The sequence below is a fragment of the Candidatus Thioglobus autotrophicus genome (assembly GCF_001293165.1).
Taxonomy (GTDB): domain Bacteria; phylum Pseudomonadota; class Gammaproteobacteria; order PS1; family Pseudothioglobaceae; genus Thioglobus_A; species Thioglobus_A autotrophicus.
Map to the genome: position 1 here is coordinate 879688 of NZ_CP010552.1, position 15495 is coordinate 895182.

At 40.4% G+C, this 15495-nt stretch carries 14 protein-coding genes and 1 tRNA gene; 6 read left to right on the top strand and 9 right to left on the bottom strand.

Annotation, left to right across the window (positions count from 1 at the left end):
• Nucleotides 1-7: 7 nt before the first annotated feature.
• The 7 genes from rpoD to SP60_RS04770 all read right to left on the bottom strand — a co-directional run bounded on the left by rpoD (nt 8) and on the right by SP60_RS04770 (nt 6738).
• Entirely contained in the window at nt 8-1822 is a 1815-nt protein-coding gene (gene rpoD / locus SP60_RS04745; RefSeq protein WP_053951531.1) for an RNA polymerase sigma factor RpoD, read from the bottom strand.
• Between the two features lie 90 nt (nt 1823-1912).
• Nucleotides 1913-2875 carry a ribose-phosphate pyrophosphokinase gene (locus SP60_RS04750; protein WP_053951532.1) on the bottom strand — a complete coding sequence of 321 codons (963 nt, stop codon included), beginning with the start codon at nt 2873-2875 and terminating at the stop codon, nt 1913-1915.
• Between the two features lie 149 nt (nt 2876-3024).
• Nucleotides 3025-3099, bottom strand: a tRNA-Gln gene (locus tag SP60_RS04755).
• Nucleotides 3079-3945 (bottom strand): 4-(cytidine 5'-diphospho)-2-C-methyl-D-erythritol kinase, encoded by an 867-nt coding sequence (ispE, locus tag SP60_RS08255; protein ID WP_082319642.1) that lies wholly within the window; start codon nt 3943-3945, stop codon nt 3079-3081. The genes SP60_RS04755 and ispE overlap by 21 nt, the downstream gene beginning before the upstream one ends.
• Complete coding sequence (gene orn / locus SP60_RS04760; protein WP_053951533.1) at nt 3938-4480, bottom strand: oligoribonuclease; 543 nt, start codon at nt 4478-4480, stop codon at nt 3938-3940. Before orn ends, ispE begins: the two co-directional genes overlap by 8 nt.
• A gap of 12 nt (nt 4481-4492) precedes the next feature.
• The gene (gene trpD, locus SP60_RS04765; protein WP_053951534.1) at nt 4493-5512 is read right to left on the bottom strand and encodes an anthranilate phosphoribosyltransferase; all 1020 of its coding nucleotides are present in this window, start codon (nt 5510-5512) and stop codon (nt 4493-4495) included.
• Nucleotides 5509-6738: an aminopeptidase P N-terminal domain-containing protein gene (locus SP60_RS04770; RefSeq protein ID WP_053951535.1), complete on the bottom strand. Its 1230-nt coding sequence runs from the start codon at nt 6736-6738 to the stop codon at nt 5509-5511. Before SP60_RS04770 ends, trpD begins: the two co-directional genes overlap by 4 nt.
• Nucleotides 6739-6773: 35 nt before the next feature.
• On the opposite strand from SP60_RS04770, the gene SP60_RS04775 reads away from it, so the two are divergent.
• On the top strand, nt 6774-7490 hold the full coding sequence (locus SP60_RS04775) for a 16S rRNA (uracil(1498)-N(3))-methyltransferase (protein WP_053951536.1): 717 nt from the start codon (nt 6774-6776) through the stop codon (nt 7488-7490).
• Here the strand turns inward: SP60_RS04775 and SP60_RS04780 are convergent.
• Both SP60_RS04780 and proC read right to left on the bottom strand, forming a co-directional pair.
• Entirely contained in the window at nt 7476-8516 is a 1041-nt protein-coding gene (locus tag SP60_RS04780; protein WP_053951537.1) for a hypothetical protein, read from the bottom strand. The two genes, SP60_RS04775 and SP60_RS04780, sit on opposite strands and share 15 nt — an antisense overlap.
• A 380-nt stretch (nt 8517-8896) precedes the next feature.
• A complete protein-coding gene (gene proC, locus SP60_RS04790) occupies nt 8897-9727 on the bottom strand; it encodes a pyrroline-5-carboxylate reductase (protein WP_053951539.1) in 831 nt (276 codons plus the stop codon).
• 62 nt (nt 9728-9789) lie between these two features.
• Here proC and SP60_RS04795 point away from each other — a divergent pair, with 62 nt between their 5' ends.
• From SP60_RS04795 to SP60_RS04815, 5 genes are all read left to right on the top strand, one after another.
• Nucleotides 9790-10464 (top strand): phosphoglycolate phosphatase, encoded by a 675-nt coding sequence (locus tag SP60_RS04795; RefSeq protein ID WP_082319643.1) that lies wholly within the window; start codon nt 9790-9792, stop codon nt 10462-10464.
• A 91-nt stretch (nt 10465-10555) separates the two neighbouring features.
• Complete coding sequence (bioA, locus tag SP60_RS04800; RefSeq protein ID WP_053951540.1) at nt 10556-11794, top strand: adenosylmethionine--8-amino-7-oxononanoate transaminase; 1239 nt, start codon at nt 10556-10558, stop codon at nt 11792-11794.
• A complete protein-coding gene (locus SP60_RS04805; protein WP_053951541.1) occupies nt 11791-12729 on the top strand; it encodes an MBL fold metallo-hydrolase in 939 nt (312 codons plus the stop codon). Before bioA ends, SP60_RS04805 begins: the two co-directional genes overlap by 4 nt.
• 9 nt (nt 12730-12738) lie before the next feature.
• Nucleotides 12739-14868, top strand: a complete 2130-nt coding sequence (locus tag SP60_RS04810; RefSeq protein WP_158403337.1) for a PhnD/SsuA/transferrin family substrate-binding protein — start codon at nt 12739-12741, stop codon at nt 14866-14868.
• The gene (locus SP60_RS04815) at nt 14861-15475 is read left to right on the top strand and encodes a response regulator transcription factor (protein WP_053951543.1); all 615 of its coding nucleotides are present in this window, start codon (nt 14861-14863) and stop codon (nt 15473-15475) included. Before SP60_RS04810 ends, SP60_RS04815 begins: the two co-directional genes overlap by 8 nt.
• Nucleotides 15476-15495 lie beyond the last annotated feature (20 nt).

The window sequence follows — 15495 nt, forward strand, 5'->3', positions numbered from 1 at the left end:
GGATTTTTTAAGAATCTAAAAAGCTTTGAAGTTTATGGGCACGAGAAGGGTGTCGTAATTTTCTCAGCGCTTTGGCTTCAATTTGACGAATACGTTCACGTGTTACATCGAATTGTCGGCCTACTTCTTCTAGCGTGTGATCGGTGTTCATGTCAATACCAAAGCGCATTTTGAGTACTTTTGCTTCACGAGGAGATAGGTTGGCTAGCAGGTCGCCTGTTGTTTCTCTGAGACTTTCTTTGGTGGTAATTTCCACTGGTGAAGATAAGTTGGTATCTTCAATAAAGTCACCAATGTTGGAGTCTTCATCGTCACCCACTGGAGTTTCCATTGACAAAGGTTCTTTGGCAATTTTTAAAATTTTGATAATTTTGTATTCTGGCAACTCCATTTCAACAGCCAACTCTTCTGGAGAAGCTTCACGACCAAATTTTTGTAATAATTGACGACGTACGCGATTGAGCTTGTTAATGGTTTCAATCATGTGCACTGGAATACGAATCGTGCGTGCTTGGTCGGCAATTGAACGTGTAATAGCTTGGCGAATCCACCAAGTTGCGTAGGTTGAGAATTTATAACCACGACGATACTCAAACTTATCAACTGCTTTCATCAGGCCAACATTGCCTTCTTGAATTAGGTCTAAAAACTGCAAGCCACGATTTGCGTATTTTTTGGCAATCGAAATAACCAATCTTAGATTGGCCTCAATCATTTGTGATTTGGCCTTTTTAGCGCGTCGGTCACCTTTGCGGTAGAGTTTATTAAGCGCTTTTAGTTCGGCAACTGTGAGTTGCATTTCTTCTTCATACTCATGCAAATTTTTCTGCGCATAGAAGATTTCATCTTTAACTGAATCAAGTGCTGAGGCAAGTTTTTCGTCTAATTTTGCATTTTTGAGCCAGTCATAATTGGTTTCATTGCCAGCAAATATCTCGAAAAACTGAGCTCTTTCCATGCCCGCATAAAGACAGGCATTTTGGATAACTTTTTCTTGTTTTTTAATCTGGGCGACACGATCACAAATAACTTCCATCATGGTTGAAACCAATTTTGGTGCTAGGCGTAAGTCCGATAAGCCTTTGGATAGTTGCTCACGTGCAGCCACGGTTTTTTTGTGGCGAAAGCCGTGTTTTTCATTGAGTTCTTGGTAGCCTTGAGAGCAGCTTAAAACGGTTTCAAAACGGGTATATATCTTATCTTCATCAGGGCCTGTATATTCCATTTCTTCCATGTCTTCGTACTCTTCGTCATCATCAAACTCGCCGGCATCGAAGGCCGCTTTTTTGGCTTCAAAATCTGCCGCGTCACCTTGGTAGCCAATGATCACATCGGTCATTTTACACTTGCCTTCTTCTAGACGTTTATGCGCCTTGAAGAAGTAATCAGTGATTGATGGGTAAAGCGTAATGGCTTGCATAATTTCAAACACGCCGGCTTCAATTTCTTTGGCAATGCGAATTTCATCTTCTTGATCTAATAGATCTACAACACCCATTTCACGCATGTACATTCTGACTGGATCGGTTGTTCGTCCAAATTCAGAATCAAGAGCGGCTAGTGCAGCGACAGCTGCTTCTGCAGAAGTAGATTGAGCTTTAGCGCCCGATTCTACAACCAAGGTGTCAGCATCGGGCACTGAGTCAGAAACTGTAATATCGAGTTCTTCTAAAATGGTAACAATAGGCTCTACTTGTTCTTGCGTTAGTAAGTCTTCAGGCAAGATGTCGTTAATTTCAGAGTAGGTTAAATAGCCTTTCTCTTTACCAACTGTAATAAGTTTTTGTAGTGCTTGCTTGTGTGCTTTTGTAGTAGATTTCATAGAGTAACGTGTTATGACAGACCAAATGATGGATTATACACAAAGTTACCTATTAAAAATCATAGCCTTGTGTGCTTTTAAAATGAAGGGTTATTGTATATCGGCAAAAATATTAATAATAGATTGTTCTTCACTGATGCGTTTGATAACTTCTGCCATGATTGGTGCGATAGACAGCTGTCTGATCTTATGGCATTTGGCAGCATCAGCGGTGAGTGGGATGGTGTTTGTAGTGACTAGCTCATCGAGCTCAGAATTCTTAATATTGCTAATAGCGTTGCCAGAAAGCACTGCGTGTGTTGCGTATGCAACCACTTTTTTCGCGCCTTTTTCTTTCAGAATTCCAGCCGCTTGACATAAGGTTCCAGCGGTATCAACCATGTCATCAATTAAGATACAAGTTTTACCTTCAACATCGCCAATGACATTCATCACTTTCACCATATTAGGTGCAGGACGACGTTTGTCAATAATGGCTAAATCTGCATCATTGAGTTTTTTGGCCGCTGCACGCGCACGCACAACACCGCCTACATCTGGAGAAACCACTACAATATCTTCGTGATTTTGGCTGATAATGTCATCCAATAGTACAGGTTGAGCGTAGATATTGTCAATAGGAATATCAAAAAATCCCTGAATTTGATCGGCATGTAAATCAACCGTTAAAATTCTGTCAATGCCTGAAGACTCAACCATCTTGGCGGCGAGTTTTGCAGTAATAGGAACACGGGTTAAGCGAGAGCGACGATCTTGTCGTGAATAGCCAAAATAAGGCACAACTGCCGTAATTCTTGCCGCCGATGAGCGCTTTAAAGCATCTGCCATGACTAATAATTCCATCAGCGTTTCCGCGGGAGAGGGTCCACACGTTGGCTGAATGATAAAGACGTCACAGCCACGAACATTTTCTAAAATTTCAACCTGTGATTCACCGTCGCTAAACCTACCAACAACAGCCTTTCCTTGTGCAATATTTAAACTAGAGATAATTTCGCCAGAAAGTAACGGATTTGCGTTACCACTAAAAATTTTGATCGTGTCAAGAGACATAGGTATGGTTGGTTGTTGAGAATTGATTAAATTATACTAGGTTACGATGACAAAAATAGCATTTGCTGAGGGATTACGTGAGTAAATTTAGGCAAATAAAAGACATAAAAAAAGCTGCATCTTAATGCTAAGATGCAGCTTTTTGAAAATGGCTGGGCTGGCAGGATTTGAACCTGCGCATGACGGGATCAAAACCCGTTGCCTTACCGCTTGGCGACAGCCCATTTAAGGATCGGAGAAGTATTTATTGCTTGCGCAGTAAAACTCATCCATTCTTTTGGCATTTTTTTAAATGCTGCCAGAGCATCGTTTTGAGTGGAAAATTCAGCAAAAACACAACTGCCCGTTCCACTCATTCTTGCTTTTCCTATCAGATTAGTGCAGTGGTTAAGCTGTTCTAATGCAAGCCTGATTTCATCTGTTTGCTCGATGGCTGCTTGTAGACAATCATTATGAGTATTTACAAGCTCAGAGAAGTCCGATATTTTCCCTATCATCGGGCTCATTGTCAATGCTTTATGCGAGAAAATTTCTGATGTGGAGGTATGTTGATTGATAAACACCACTAAAAAGTAATGATTTGGGGTGTTTACAGGGCTTAGGATTTCTCCCACGCCTTCCGCCCAAGCACTCTGAGCATTGATAAATATAGGTACATCTGCACCTAATTCTAAGCCTAGTGCCATTAATTGCTGCTGATTCAGGTTGGTATTCCAGAGGTGATTTAATGCGACCAGCGTAGTTGCCGCATCAGAGGATCCACCTCCTAAGCCGCCACCAGCAGGAATGTGCTTTACAATAGAAATATCGCAACCCAGCTGTGTATGAGTGTTTTTTTGCAAAAGTTTGGCGGCGCGTATGATTAGATCGGATTCTGGTGTGACATTCTCATTTCCAGAGGCTCTATTAATAGTGCCTTGGTCAGTTACCGAAAACTGCAGTTCGTCATAATAATCTAGCAGTTGAAAGATGGTTTGGAGGTTGTGATAGCCATCTTTGCGCTTGCTATTAATATGTAAAAATAAATTAATTTTTGCCGGTGCAAGCCATACCTTAGGAGGGTTAAACATCAATAAAGACGTCTCGGTAGTATTTTAATTCATCAATTGAATCGCGAATATCAAGTAGTGCTAAGTGCGCAGGCTCACCTGTTCGAATCATTTTCGCTTCAGGTTTCCAGCGTACTAAAAGCTCTTTTAGAGTGCTAACATCAACATGACGATAGTGGAAAAACTTTTCTAATTCAGGCATGTAATTGTATAAAAAACGCCTATCTTGGCAAACAGTGTTGCCACACATAGGTGAGGTGCCAGCAGTTACGTATTTTTCTAAAAACTCGATGGTTTGTTTTTCTGCTTGTTTGGTGGAAATAACACTATCTTTGACACGCTGAACTAGGCCAGATTTGGTATGGTGCTCGGTATTCCACTCATCCATGCCTGCTAGAATTTCACTACCTTGATGAATGACCAAAGCAGGCCCTTCTGCCAAAATATTAAGATCTTTATCCGTCACAATGGTGGCGATTTCAATAATCACGTCACGCTCTGGCAATAGGCCGGTCATTTCTAAGTCAATCCAAATTAAATTTGTTTCTTTGTTCATGTTTTTTGTCCTTTAACAGCCGGTTGATTCACGCACAAAATCGTCTAGTTTTTGATGAGCTGTGCCTTTATTTAAGATATTGAGTGCTTTGTCTATGCCGCCTTGTAGGGAATTACTTAGGCCACACACATAAATGGCTGCCCCCGCATTGAGTGCAATAATATTTTTAGCGGAGCCTTCCTTGCCATCAAGCGCTTGTTGAATTAGCACTAGAGAATCTTCTGCATCATTGGCTTTAATATCATTTAAATTACCAAGTGGCACGCCAAAATCAGTTGGGTTGATGGTATAAGTGGTGACCACGCCATTATTTAGTTCAGCAACAAAAGTGTCGTCTGCAATAGAGATCTCATCCAAGCCATCTTTGGAATGTACGACCATCACATGCTTAGAGCCTAGACTCTTTAAAACATTGGCAATCGGTTCAACCAATTCCTTACTGTATACCCCCATCACTTGAGTGGGTGCTTTAGCAGGGTTAGTGAGAGGCCCAAGTACGTTAAAAATAGTTCTAACAGCCAGTTCTTTGCGCGGACCAATAGCGTACTTCATGGCCGAATGGTGTGCCGGTGCAAACATAAAGCCAACGCCAATTTTATTGACACTATTGCTGATTTGCTCTGCACTCATATCTAAATTAACGCCCGCTGCTTCTAAAACATCTGCACTGCCTGATTTTGATGAAATGGAGCGGTTGCCGTGTTTAGCAACTGAGCCACCAGCAGCAGCAACGACAAAAGCACAAGCGGTAGAAATATTAAACAAGCTAAGTCCATCGCCACCTGTGCCACAAGTATCAACCAAGTGCCTAGTGTTTTTAACCTCAACACCTTTGGCGAGTGAGCGCATAACTTTGGCACTGGCAGTAATTTCGGCAACGGTTTCACCTTTCATAGCAAGACCGACCAAAAAAGCACCAATTTGCGCATCAGTGGTTTTGCCAGTCATAATATCTGTCATCACATCATGCATCTCATTTTCATTGAGATCTTTTTTTGCAATAACTGCCTTAATCGCTTGCTGTATGTTCATAGGTTTGTTTGGCTCATGAGAGTTTCGATATCGTTAATTGTTTTAATGAGATTTTTCGTTAATACGGTATTACCTTCATTGGTGACCAAAACATCGTCTTCAATTCGAATGCCGATATTGTGATACACAGGGTCGATTTTAGCATCCTTGCGAATATAAATGCCAGGTTCAACAGTTGTTACCATGCCTTTTTCAAATACCCTGTGTTGCTGATTATCTTGATATTTTCCCACATCGTGTACATCCATACCCAGCCAGTGTCCTGTACCATGCATATAAAATTTTGACAAACAGTCTTTAGGTGATAACAGACCCAATGCCTCCAGCCCTTGTTGAATAATATCAGAGGCGATTTTATGTGGCTTGTGAATATTTGCGCCTGGCTTAATGCTATCAATAGCGGCCAGTTGTGCGTCGAGCACAATTTGGTAGATTTGTTTTTGTGGCTCGCTAAATTGGCCACTCACCGGAAAGGTTCGAGTGATGTCGCTGGCGTAATAGTCAAGCTCACAGCCGGCGTCAATCAGCACCAAATCACCAGATTTGAGCACTTGATTATTGTCGATATAATGCAATATGCACCCGTTTTTACCGCCTGCCACAATGGGCGTGTAGGCGTGTTGCGTATTGTTTTTAGCAAAGTGCGCATCAAATACACTTTGTAATTCATATTCAAACATATTGGGGCTCACCTGAGTCATTGCTAAGGTATGTGCAGCACAAGAGATATCAGCTGCTTTTTGCATGGTTAGAATTTCTGACTCCTCTTTAATCAGGCGCATTTCATGTAGTGGCATTTGCAGACTTGTTGGATTGTATTGAGCGAGTAATTTAGTCAGTTTTGAGTCTAATTCGCAAGGTTTTGCATCAAAGTAAACAGAATGACCGGCAGGAATAAGTTGTGTTAATTCTACTTCTAATTGATTGATATCAAACGCATGGTCAAGATTTAAGACACTCGGCGCTTCAAGTAAGCCTACACGCGCCCCGTCCCAGATTTCACGAGCAGGGTCTTTAGGGCGTAGAAACATACAGTAGCTATCTTTGCTAATAACAGCAACAGCCTCTGGCTCTTGAAAGCCCGTTAAATAGAAAAAATCACTATGCGGGCGAAAGGGGAAGCTCACATCGCCATTTCTAAATTGCTCAGGATTAGTTGATATAATTAGTACACAATTATCATCAAATTGGCTTAGCAGCTCTTGTCGTCTGTTTTGATGTATCATTATTTTTCAGTTCTTTTAAGTAGCGCAAAGATACCATGAAACACGTTCGCTTGTACCAAGATACCCCTTTGAAAATTAATGATAATAGAATTCTTGATGAATATGCCTCTCATCATTTAGCCAAGGTTTTGCGCTTTCCTCAAGGGCAAGAAATCACCTTATTTAACGGTGATGGCCATGATTATAAAGCAAGCGTGCTAAGCGTTAAAAAGCAATGTGAAGTGCGTATTAATAGTTGTGCTCCCAATTTAAGCGAATCAAAATTAAATCTTATTTTGGCACAAGGTGTGGCCAAGGGTGAAAAGATGGATTTTTTAATGCAAAAGGCGGTGGAGCTTGGTGTTAATCAAATTATTCCTATTTTTACTGAGCGTTGCGTGGTTAGACTAAAAGCTGAAAAATTAAATAAACGTATGCAACATTGGCGCAAAATTATCATTGGCGCCTGTGAGCAATCTGGTAGATCAGTGGTTCCAGAATTACTCAATCCACTAGATTTGACCGACTTAATGGCGCGTAATTGTCCCCATGTATTTGTCTTGCATCATCGAGCACAAAAATCATTATTAGAGTTTGATCAACCCGACCAAGCAACGATTCTTATAGGTCCTGAAGGTGGTTTGAGTGATGATGAAATTACTTACACAATGCAGCAAGGCGCGCAGCCATTGCTACTAGGTTCTAGAGTGCTGAGAACAGAAACCGCCTCGTTGGCCGCAATTGCCAATATGCAAATGCTATGGGGTAGTTAGAATGGCCAGTGCTTTTTGAATAGGCTCGAGTACCGGGGCTAGCTTTTTACGAATGGCAGATCCCGTTAGATTATGAGCTGAAATAGTGCTAACCACCAAACGCTCGTTCACACCTGCTAATAACAATCTAGCATTGAGCTGATTTTGCTCTGTGTTAGATGTCAAATCCAAGCTTTTAATTTGAATATTAATTTTATCAATAGTATCTTGCATGATGATTTTCTCATGAGATAAATATTTTCCCAAGGCTTCCAAGGCTCTATAAAGTACGTATTCCTGGTTGATTTTTTTAAGAATATGCGCCAAAGTTGTTAAAAAAATTTGTGATTGCTCGCTGTTAATGATTTGCAGGTCAGGATGTTGATAGTTAAGAGCTTGAATGTTGAGTTCGTTAGGCAGCTTGCCTTGCATTCTCTCAACAAAGCCTACCAAGAAGGCTGTTTTTCTTTGACCTTGTTGCCAAAGTCTTGCTTTGGCTTTTTGATCAATTAACCCGTCTTGTAGCACCAAGCTGGTTGTGTCAATTAGCTGTTCGGTTTCATTGACAAAAGGTAGGAATTCAAGCAAATACTCAGCAATTTCTCGACCTGTTTCAGTATGGGTAACAAACGTTTTGGTGAGTAAAAATCGGCCAATTTCAGCCTGATTATCAGTATTGGTAGCGCACCACCAAGTCAGTTTGAGTAGTTGATCATCCAGATTGGTTGAATTGGCAACCGCTACAACAGCTTCAACCTCACCCAGTTTAAGTAGTGAGGTCAAGTTTGAAGATTCAACCTGACCCATTCTTGACCAACGCTTTAAATAAGAAGGGTAGCCGCCCATGGCACCAAGTACTTGAGTAACCAATAGTTTTTTAACCTCCTTGATATAAGCTGCACTATCACCACTGGGTTTTAGCTCAATAGTCTGCTCTTTTAGTTGTGTATTCAATCCAACTACGACTAATTTATAAGTATCGATGCGAATGGCAATCGAGGTAGCAATTAAAACGTTTAGTTTTAGTATATCTTCAGGCTCAAGCATTTAGTAGTCTGTTCAATTGTGACAAGGAGTGAGAGGAAAGTGAATCTTTAAAAATAACCAAAGAGCGCTTACCAAGGCTGATTATCACCAGGAATTGAGATTGATAGGCGCAGTAAACACAGGGATATTGGCGATTACGGCCTAATTTATCAGTTGTTATGAGTGTTTTATCCTTTAAAGAAAATGAGAGGATGGTATTTGATTTTTTTAGCAAAATATTTAAATTTAGCCAATAAAAATGCATAATTAATGCAGCACTCAATGCAAGACTGGCGTAGTTGTTAAAGCTATAAAGCCAAATCACAATGAGTGCAAATAGATGCACAAGTATTGAGATACGCACGTATATTCTCGAGGTTTGAAGTTTAAACGTAACCGTTTCAGTCGCTATCACTTAGTTCTGACGCTAGCTTGCCAGCTCTATCAAACGCAGCACGCATCGCGTGTGTAACGATCATTTCAAAATTTTGATCTTGAAATGATTCAATCGCAGCTTGGGTAGTGCCATTTGGAGAAGTGACATTGGCACGTAATTCTCTTGGTGATTCATTGCTAGTATTGGCCATCATGCTAGCACCCAAAGCAGTTTGTATACTAAGCGTTTGTGCTGTTGCTTCATCCAGCCCGAGTGCAACACCTGCTTTTGCCATGGACTCAATCATTAAGAAAAAATAAGCTGGGCCACTGCCAGATAAGGCGGTTACAGCGTCTAACATACCTTCTTCCGACACCCACAGACTTTGACCTACACTGTTAAGAATGCTAGTGGCTAATTCTTTTTGCACATCGTTCACACATTTGTTTGCAAATAATCCTGTCACTCCTTGGTTTAATAAGGCCGGTGTGTTGGGCATGGTGCGTACAACGGCATTATCACCACCAAGCCAGCGGTCTATGTCGTGTGCACGCACGCCTGCTGCAATTGAAATTATCAGTGTATTGGGCTTGAGCGCGCCTTTTAACGCCTGGCAGACGTCAGCCAATACTTGAGGCTTGACTGCCAATATCAAGACGTCACAACAACAGGCAAGCGCTAGATTATCCGTAAATACTTCAAGGTTAAACTCTTGCTTTCGCAGGGATAATAGCGACGCATTCGTATCGCTGATTTTAATATTTTCAGTAGAAAAACCAGTATTAATCAATCCAGAAATAATAGCATAAGCCATATTTCCTGCGCCAATAAAGCCAATGGTTGTTGAGTTTTTCATTACAATGTTTTTTAAATTTAGTCTAAAGACTATTCTACCAAAATAACTAAAGAGGTATCCAAGTGAGTGCAAAAAAATTCAATCCAAAATTAATTATGATCGACGTCGATGGCACCTTGGTAGACAGTGTTCCAGACTTGGCATATTGTGTTGATGAAACCATGAAGGCCATGGGTAAGAAGCCTTGGGGCGAGGCACAAGTTCGCCATTGGGTGGGTAACGGCGTGCCAAAATTAGTTGAAAGATCTTTAACAGGGGAGCTAGAAGGGACGCCTAATCAGGCTGAATATGATCAAGCTTATCCAATATTTTTAGAGCTGTATGCGGTTAATACATCGGTACGTTCATGTTTGTATGAGGGTGTTGAAGAGGGCTTGGCTTATATGAAAGCACAAGGCTATACACTCGGCTGTGTGACCAATAAAGCTGAGCAATTCACTTTGCCTATTTTAAAAGATTTGGGTATTTTTGATTATTTTGGTATCGTAGTGTCTGGCGACACTTTAGCGAAGAAAAAGCCTGATCCATTGCCACTTCTTCATAGTGCTGATTTTTTCGGTATCGATCCAAAAGATTCGCTTATGCTGGGTGATTCAGTCAGTGATGTTAAGGCGTCACGCGCAGCTGGGTTTGATATTATCTGCATGTCATACGGTTATAACCACGGCAACGATATTCGCGATACCAATCCAGACTTAGTCATTGATTCTATGGCTGAGCTTAAAAATTATTTATAATTTTTTGGAAAATAAATCCTCCTCTTGATCATACGCACAGACCTCAACAGTTTCGTGCGTATTATAAATATCATGCGTAAAATGCATCTGTATGGATACATTTGATCAAAACCATATTTGGCACCCTTATGCCAAAATTCCTAACTCTGTTAAAGCGCACAAGGTGCTTTCAGCTGAGGGTGTTTATCTTAATTTAGAGGACGATAAGCGTGTTATTGATGGCATGAGTTCTTGGTGGAGCACCATTCATGGCTACAACCATCCGACACTAAACCAGGCGCTGACAACACAATTAAGCAAAATGTCACACGTGATGTTCGGTGGTTTAACGCATGATCCTGCAATCGAGCTTGCTAAAACCTTAGTTGATATTACGCCTGAAAATCTTAGCAAAGTCTTTTTTACAGATTCAGGTTCTGTCGCTGTGGAAGCAGCACTGAAAATGGCCTTGCAATATTGGCATAATAAAAGCCAAGCTAAAAAACACAAATTTATCACTATTCGTGGCGGTTATCATGGCGATACTTTTGGCGCTATGAGCGTGTGCGATCCAGACAATGGCATGCACCATTTATTTTCAGGTGTTTTACCACAACATTTTTTTGTCAAAAGCCCATCAATGGTGTCAATGGATGAGGCCTTGGCAGATTTAGAAATAACCCTCAAAGCGCATTCAGACAATATTGCCGCTATGATTTTAGAGCCTGTGGTGCAAGGTGCAGGTGGTATGAGAATTTATAATCCTCAATATTTAACCAAAGCCAAAGCGCTATGTCAGCAACACCAAGTGCTATTTATTTTGGACGAAATCGCCACAGGATTTGGACGTACAGGTGAATTGTTTGCATTAGAATATGTCGATGTTGAGCCAGACATTTTGTGCTTAGGTAAGGCGCTAACAGGCGGCTATATGACTTTGGCTGCAACCCTGACAACGGATGAAATCTCCCAAAGGGTTGGCACACTCATGCATGGCCCTACTTTTATGGCCAACCCACTAGCTTGTAGTGTGGCCAATGCTAGTATTGAGTTATTGTTAAATTCTCCATGGCAGGATAATATTGCTGATATTGAGACTGTTTTGAGTGGTGAGTTGTCTTCATTGAAGTCACATGATAAGGTCGCTGATGTGCGTATTTTGGGCGCTATTGGCGTGGTCGAATTAACCCAAGAAATAGATGTAGAGAAGGTTCAAAATCAACTAATTGAACATGGCGTATGGCTTAGACCTTATGGTAAGCTACTGTATACCATGCCACCTTTTACTATTAGCAAGCAAGAGTTGTTGCTAATTACCAAAGCCATTAAAATCGTTATTGAGGAATTATGAAAAAAATCATTTTACTATTAAGTTTATTAGCCTTCACAGTCCAAGCTAATGATTATGAAAAAGTTAGTGTTGATATGGCTGCTGAAAAACTCAACGGTAGTGCTTACTACATACCTGGCTTGTCCGGCGCTGCTACTGAATACGAGGGCTTTATCTCCAATGCCGGTTTTGTAGTCACCAGCGAAGGAGTGGTGGTATTTGACGCTTTGGGCACACCGTCACTCGCTAAAGCCATGCTTGACGAAATCCGAAAAGTGACTAACAAGCCTATTAAGCTAGTGATTGTGAGCCACTATCATGCGGACCATATTTACGGCCTACAAGTATTTAAAGAACAAGGGGCTGAAATCTGGTCGCCTAAAGGTACTTGGGACTATCTTGATTCTGAAACCGCTCCCAACTTGCTAGAATCTAGACGTACGTCACTTTACCCATGGGTTAATGACGAAACTTATCTGGTTAAGCCCGATCGAATTATTGATCAAGATACAAAGTTTAATTTAGGCAATCATCAATTTCTACTGACTTATTTTGGCAAAGTGCATTCAGAAGGCGATATGTCTTTATTGAGTTTGAATGATCAAACACTCTATAGTGGCGATATTATTTTTGAAGGGCGCATCCCCTTTGTGGGCGACGCCGATATTATAAAATGGTCAAAAACGCTCGATCGAGTGCGCAATATTGAGATGGAATATTTTGTTCCTGGACATGGCTCTGCTTCAGATCAGCCACAAGAAACTATGGATCTCACCTACCGATACCTAAATTTCCTGCTTAAGCAATTAACCACTGTTGTTGATGAGATGACACCTTTTGATGAAGCTTATCAAGCCATTGATTGGTCAGAATTTGAAGACGAGCCAGCTTTTGATGCAGCTAATCGTAAAAATGCCTATGCCGTTTACTTGTATTTAGAACGTGTCATGGAATAGCTATTGTTTGTGTGTAGATTTAAGTTTTTATTAGCCGCTCTATTTTTTGGATTATCTTTATCCGCTGTTGCTAAAAATATTTCAATTGCTGTTTTAGCCTTTTCAGGTGAGGAATATGCACGCACTTCCTGGCAACCGACAGTTGACTATTTGAATGCTCATATATTAAAGCATCGATTTAGACTTATCCCTATAGAGCCAAGCAACATAGAATATTTAGATCAATTGGTGCAGCAGCAGAAAGTTGATTTTATTATTACCCAGCCCGTTACTTTTGTTGAGCTACAAGTAAAATATGGTGCCACCAGCATCCTCACCTTGGTAGATGCATCCAAATCATCTGAATTTGGTTCGGTTATTTTTTCCAGGTCTGATAGCGATATTGTTAATTTTCCTCATATAAGAGGCAAGTCTATTGCTGGCGCCAACCCAAAAGGATTGGGAGGCTGGCTTATCGGGTACAACGAATTAAAGCAGCATAATGTTGACGTCATTAATCAATCCAAAGTATCTTTTTTAGGCGTGCAAGAGAATATCGTTCGTCGTGTTTTGGATGGTTCGGTTGATGTTGGCATTGTGCGTACTGGTGTACTTGAAAGACTCGCTAATAGCAAAAACTTAGATTTGGCAAAGCTAAGAGTACTTAATCAGAAAAAAGTCAAAGATTTTCCTTGTTTGTTGAGTACGTCGTTATATCCAGAATGGGCCTTTGTTAAAGCAAGCCATACCTCTAAGCTTATTGCTAAGCAGGTGGCTTCTACGCTTTTATTGATGACACCTGGCTCCAAAGAGGCGACCGCTAGAGGCTATTGGGAGTGGGTAACACCGATTAATTATCAGCCTATTCACGATCTCATGAAAAGCCTACGTGTAGGTGTTTATCAGGATTTTGGCAAGGTTAGTTTTGTTCAATATATTAAAGATAATCTCGTTTTATCATCCATGTTTTTTATCGTATTGATTGTATTGGTAATGACAGGGTTATGGGTATTAAGACTAAACAATCGACTAAAAATCATTAATTATTTTATAGAGCAGCAAAATAATATGATTCTTGACTCAGTATCTGAGGGGATTTATGGTGTTGATTTAGCTGGAAAATGCACCTTTATTAATCAGGCGTTAACCGACATATTGGGCTGGGACAAGCAAGATATGTTAGGAAAATTGCAGCATGAAATTCTTCATCATACGCATGCAGATGGCACGCCCCACCCTAGTAATGAATGTCCAGTTTATGAGACATTTATGGATGGAGAAGCCCGGTTTATTGATAAAGATACTTTTTGGAAAAAGAATGGGCAGAGTATTTCTGTTGAATATAGTGCCACCCCTATTAAAGATAAATTGGGAAATATTGTTGGTAGTGTTGTTGTTTTTAAAGACATCACCCAACAAATTGAACATCAAAAATTACAAAAAAAATATGAGCAGGATCTCGAGCATGTAAGCAGACTCAATACCATGGGTGAAATTGTAACGGGCATAGCGCATGAGTTAAATCAGCCGTTAACAGTTATATCAACCATGGCTTTTACAGGAGCGGGGCTCATTAAATCCAAGCAGTATGATGCGGATAAGTTTCTAGATATTTTTAGCATGTTATCAAAGCAGGCTGAACATGCGGCCAATGTGATTAAACACATGCGCAAAATGAGCAATAAGGATCAGTCTGATTATGCATTGATCGATATTAACGCAAGAATTAAGGGCGTGATTACATTGTTGCAAGCGCTTATTAAAGATAATAACATTCAGCTTAGGCTCGATTTAAATCAAACGCTGCCTTTGGTATTTGCGCAAGCAGTGCAAATTGATCAAGTAGTCTTAAATCTATGTAAAAATGCAATTGATGCCATGGATGGCAGTGATAAGCATAAAGTCCTGGGTATCAAGACAAGATGTCTAGATAAAACGATAGAAGTTGCTATTATGGATACTGGTAACGGTATTGATGCTGATATTGTTGAGCATTTATTCGACCCCTTCTCAACGCTCAAGAAAAATGGCATGGGCATGGGTTTATCGATTAGCAGAAGTATTATTGAACGACATTATGGCAATCTATATGTGGCAAAATCGACACACAATATGACTACTTTTAAATTTACACTACCCATTAAAGCGCCTCATGAATAAAGCTACTATTTTTATTATTGACGATGATCAACAGGTTAGAGCGGCCTTGTCTTTATTAATGGAGTCTGTAGGCTGGAAAGTGAAATTGTTTGCAACAGCTGTCAGTTTTTTAGAACAGTTTGATGGCGACATTCCTGGCTGCATTATTACCGATATTAGAATGCCTATGATGAGCGGCTTGGATTTGCAAATAAAGCTAAAAGAGTACCGTATTTCACCTCCGGTTTTAATGATTACAGGCCATGGAGATATAACTATGGCGGTGCGTGCGATTAAAGAAGGCGCATTAGATTTTATTGAAAAGCCGTTTAATAATCAGTATCTTTTGGACCGAGTACACCAAGCTATTGAAATTGATAGTGATAATAGGGAAGCAGTATTGCGCGTCCTAAAAGTTAAGGAAAAATATAATCAGTTGACCGATAAGGAAAAGCAAGTATTTGGGTGGATTATCAAAGGTGCTCTAAGTAAACAAATTGCTGAAGAAGTGTTTGTTACTCAATCGGCAGTTGAGGCTAGACGGTCAAAAATTATGGAAAAAATGAATGCCGATAATATTTCTGATTTAATGAAAATGGCCATGGTTATGGGCATGGTAAATACTTAGTCAAAAACTAACTTTATCGA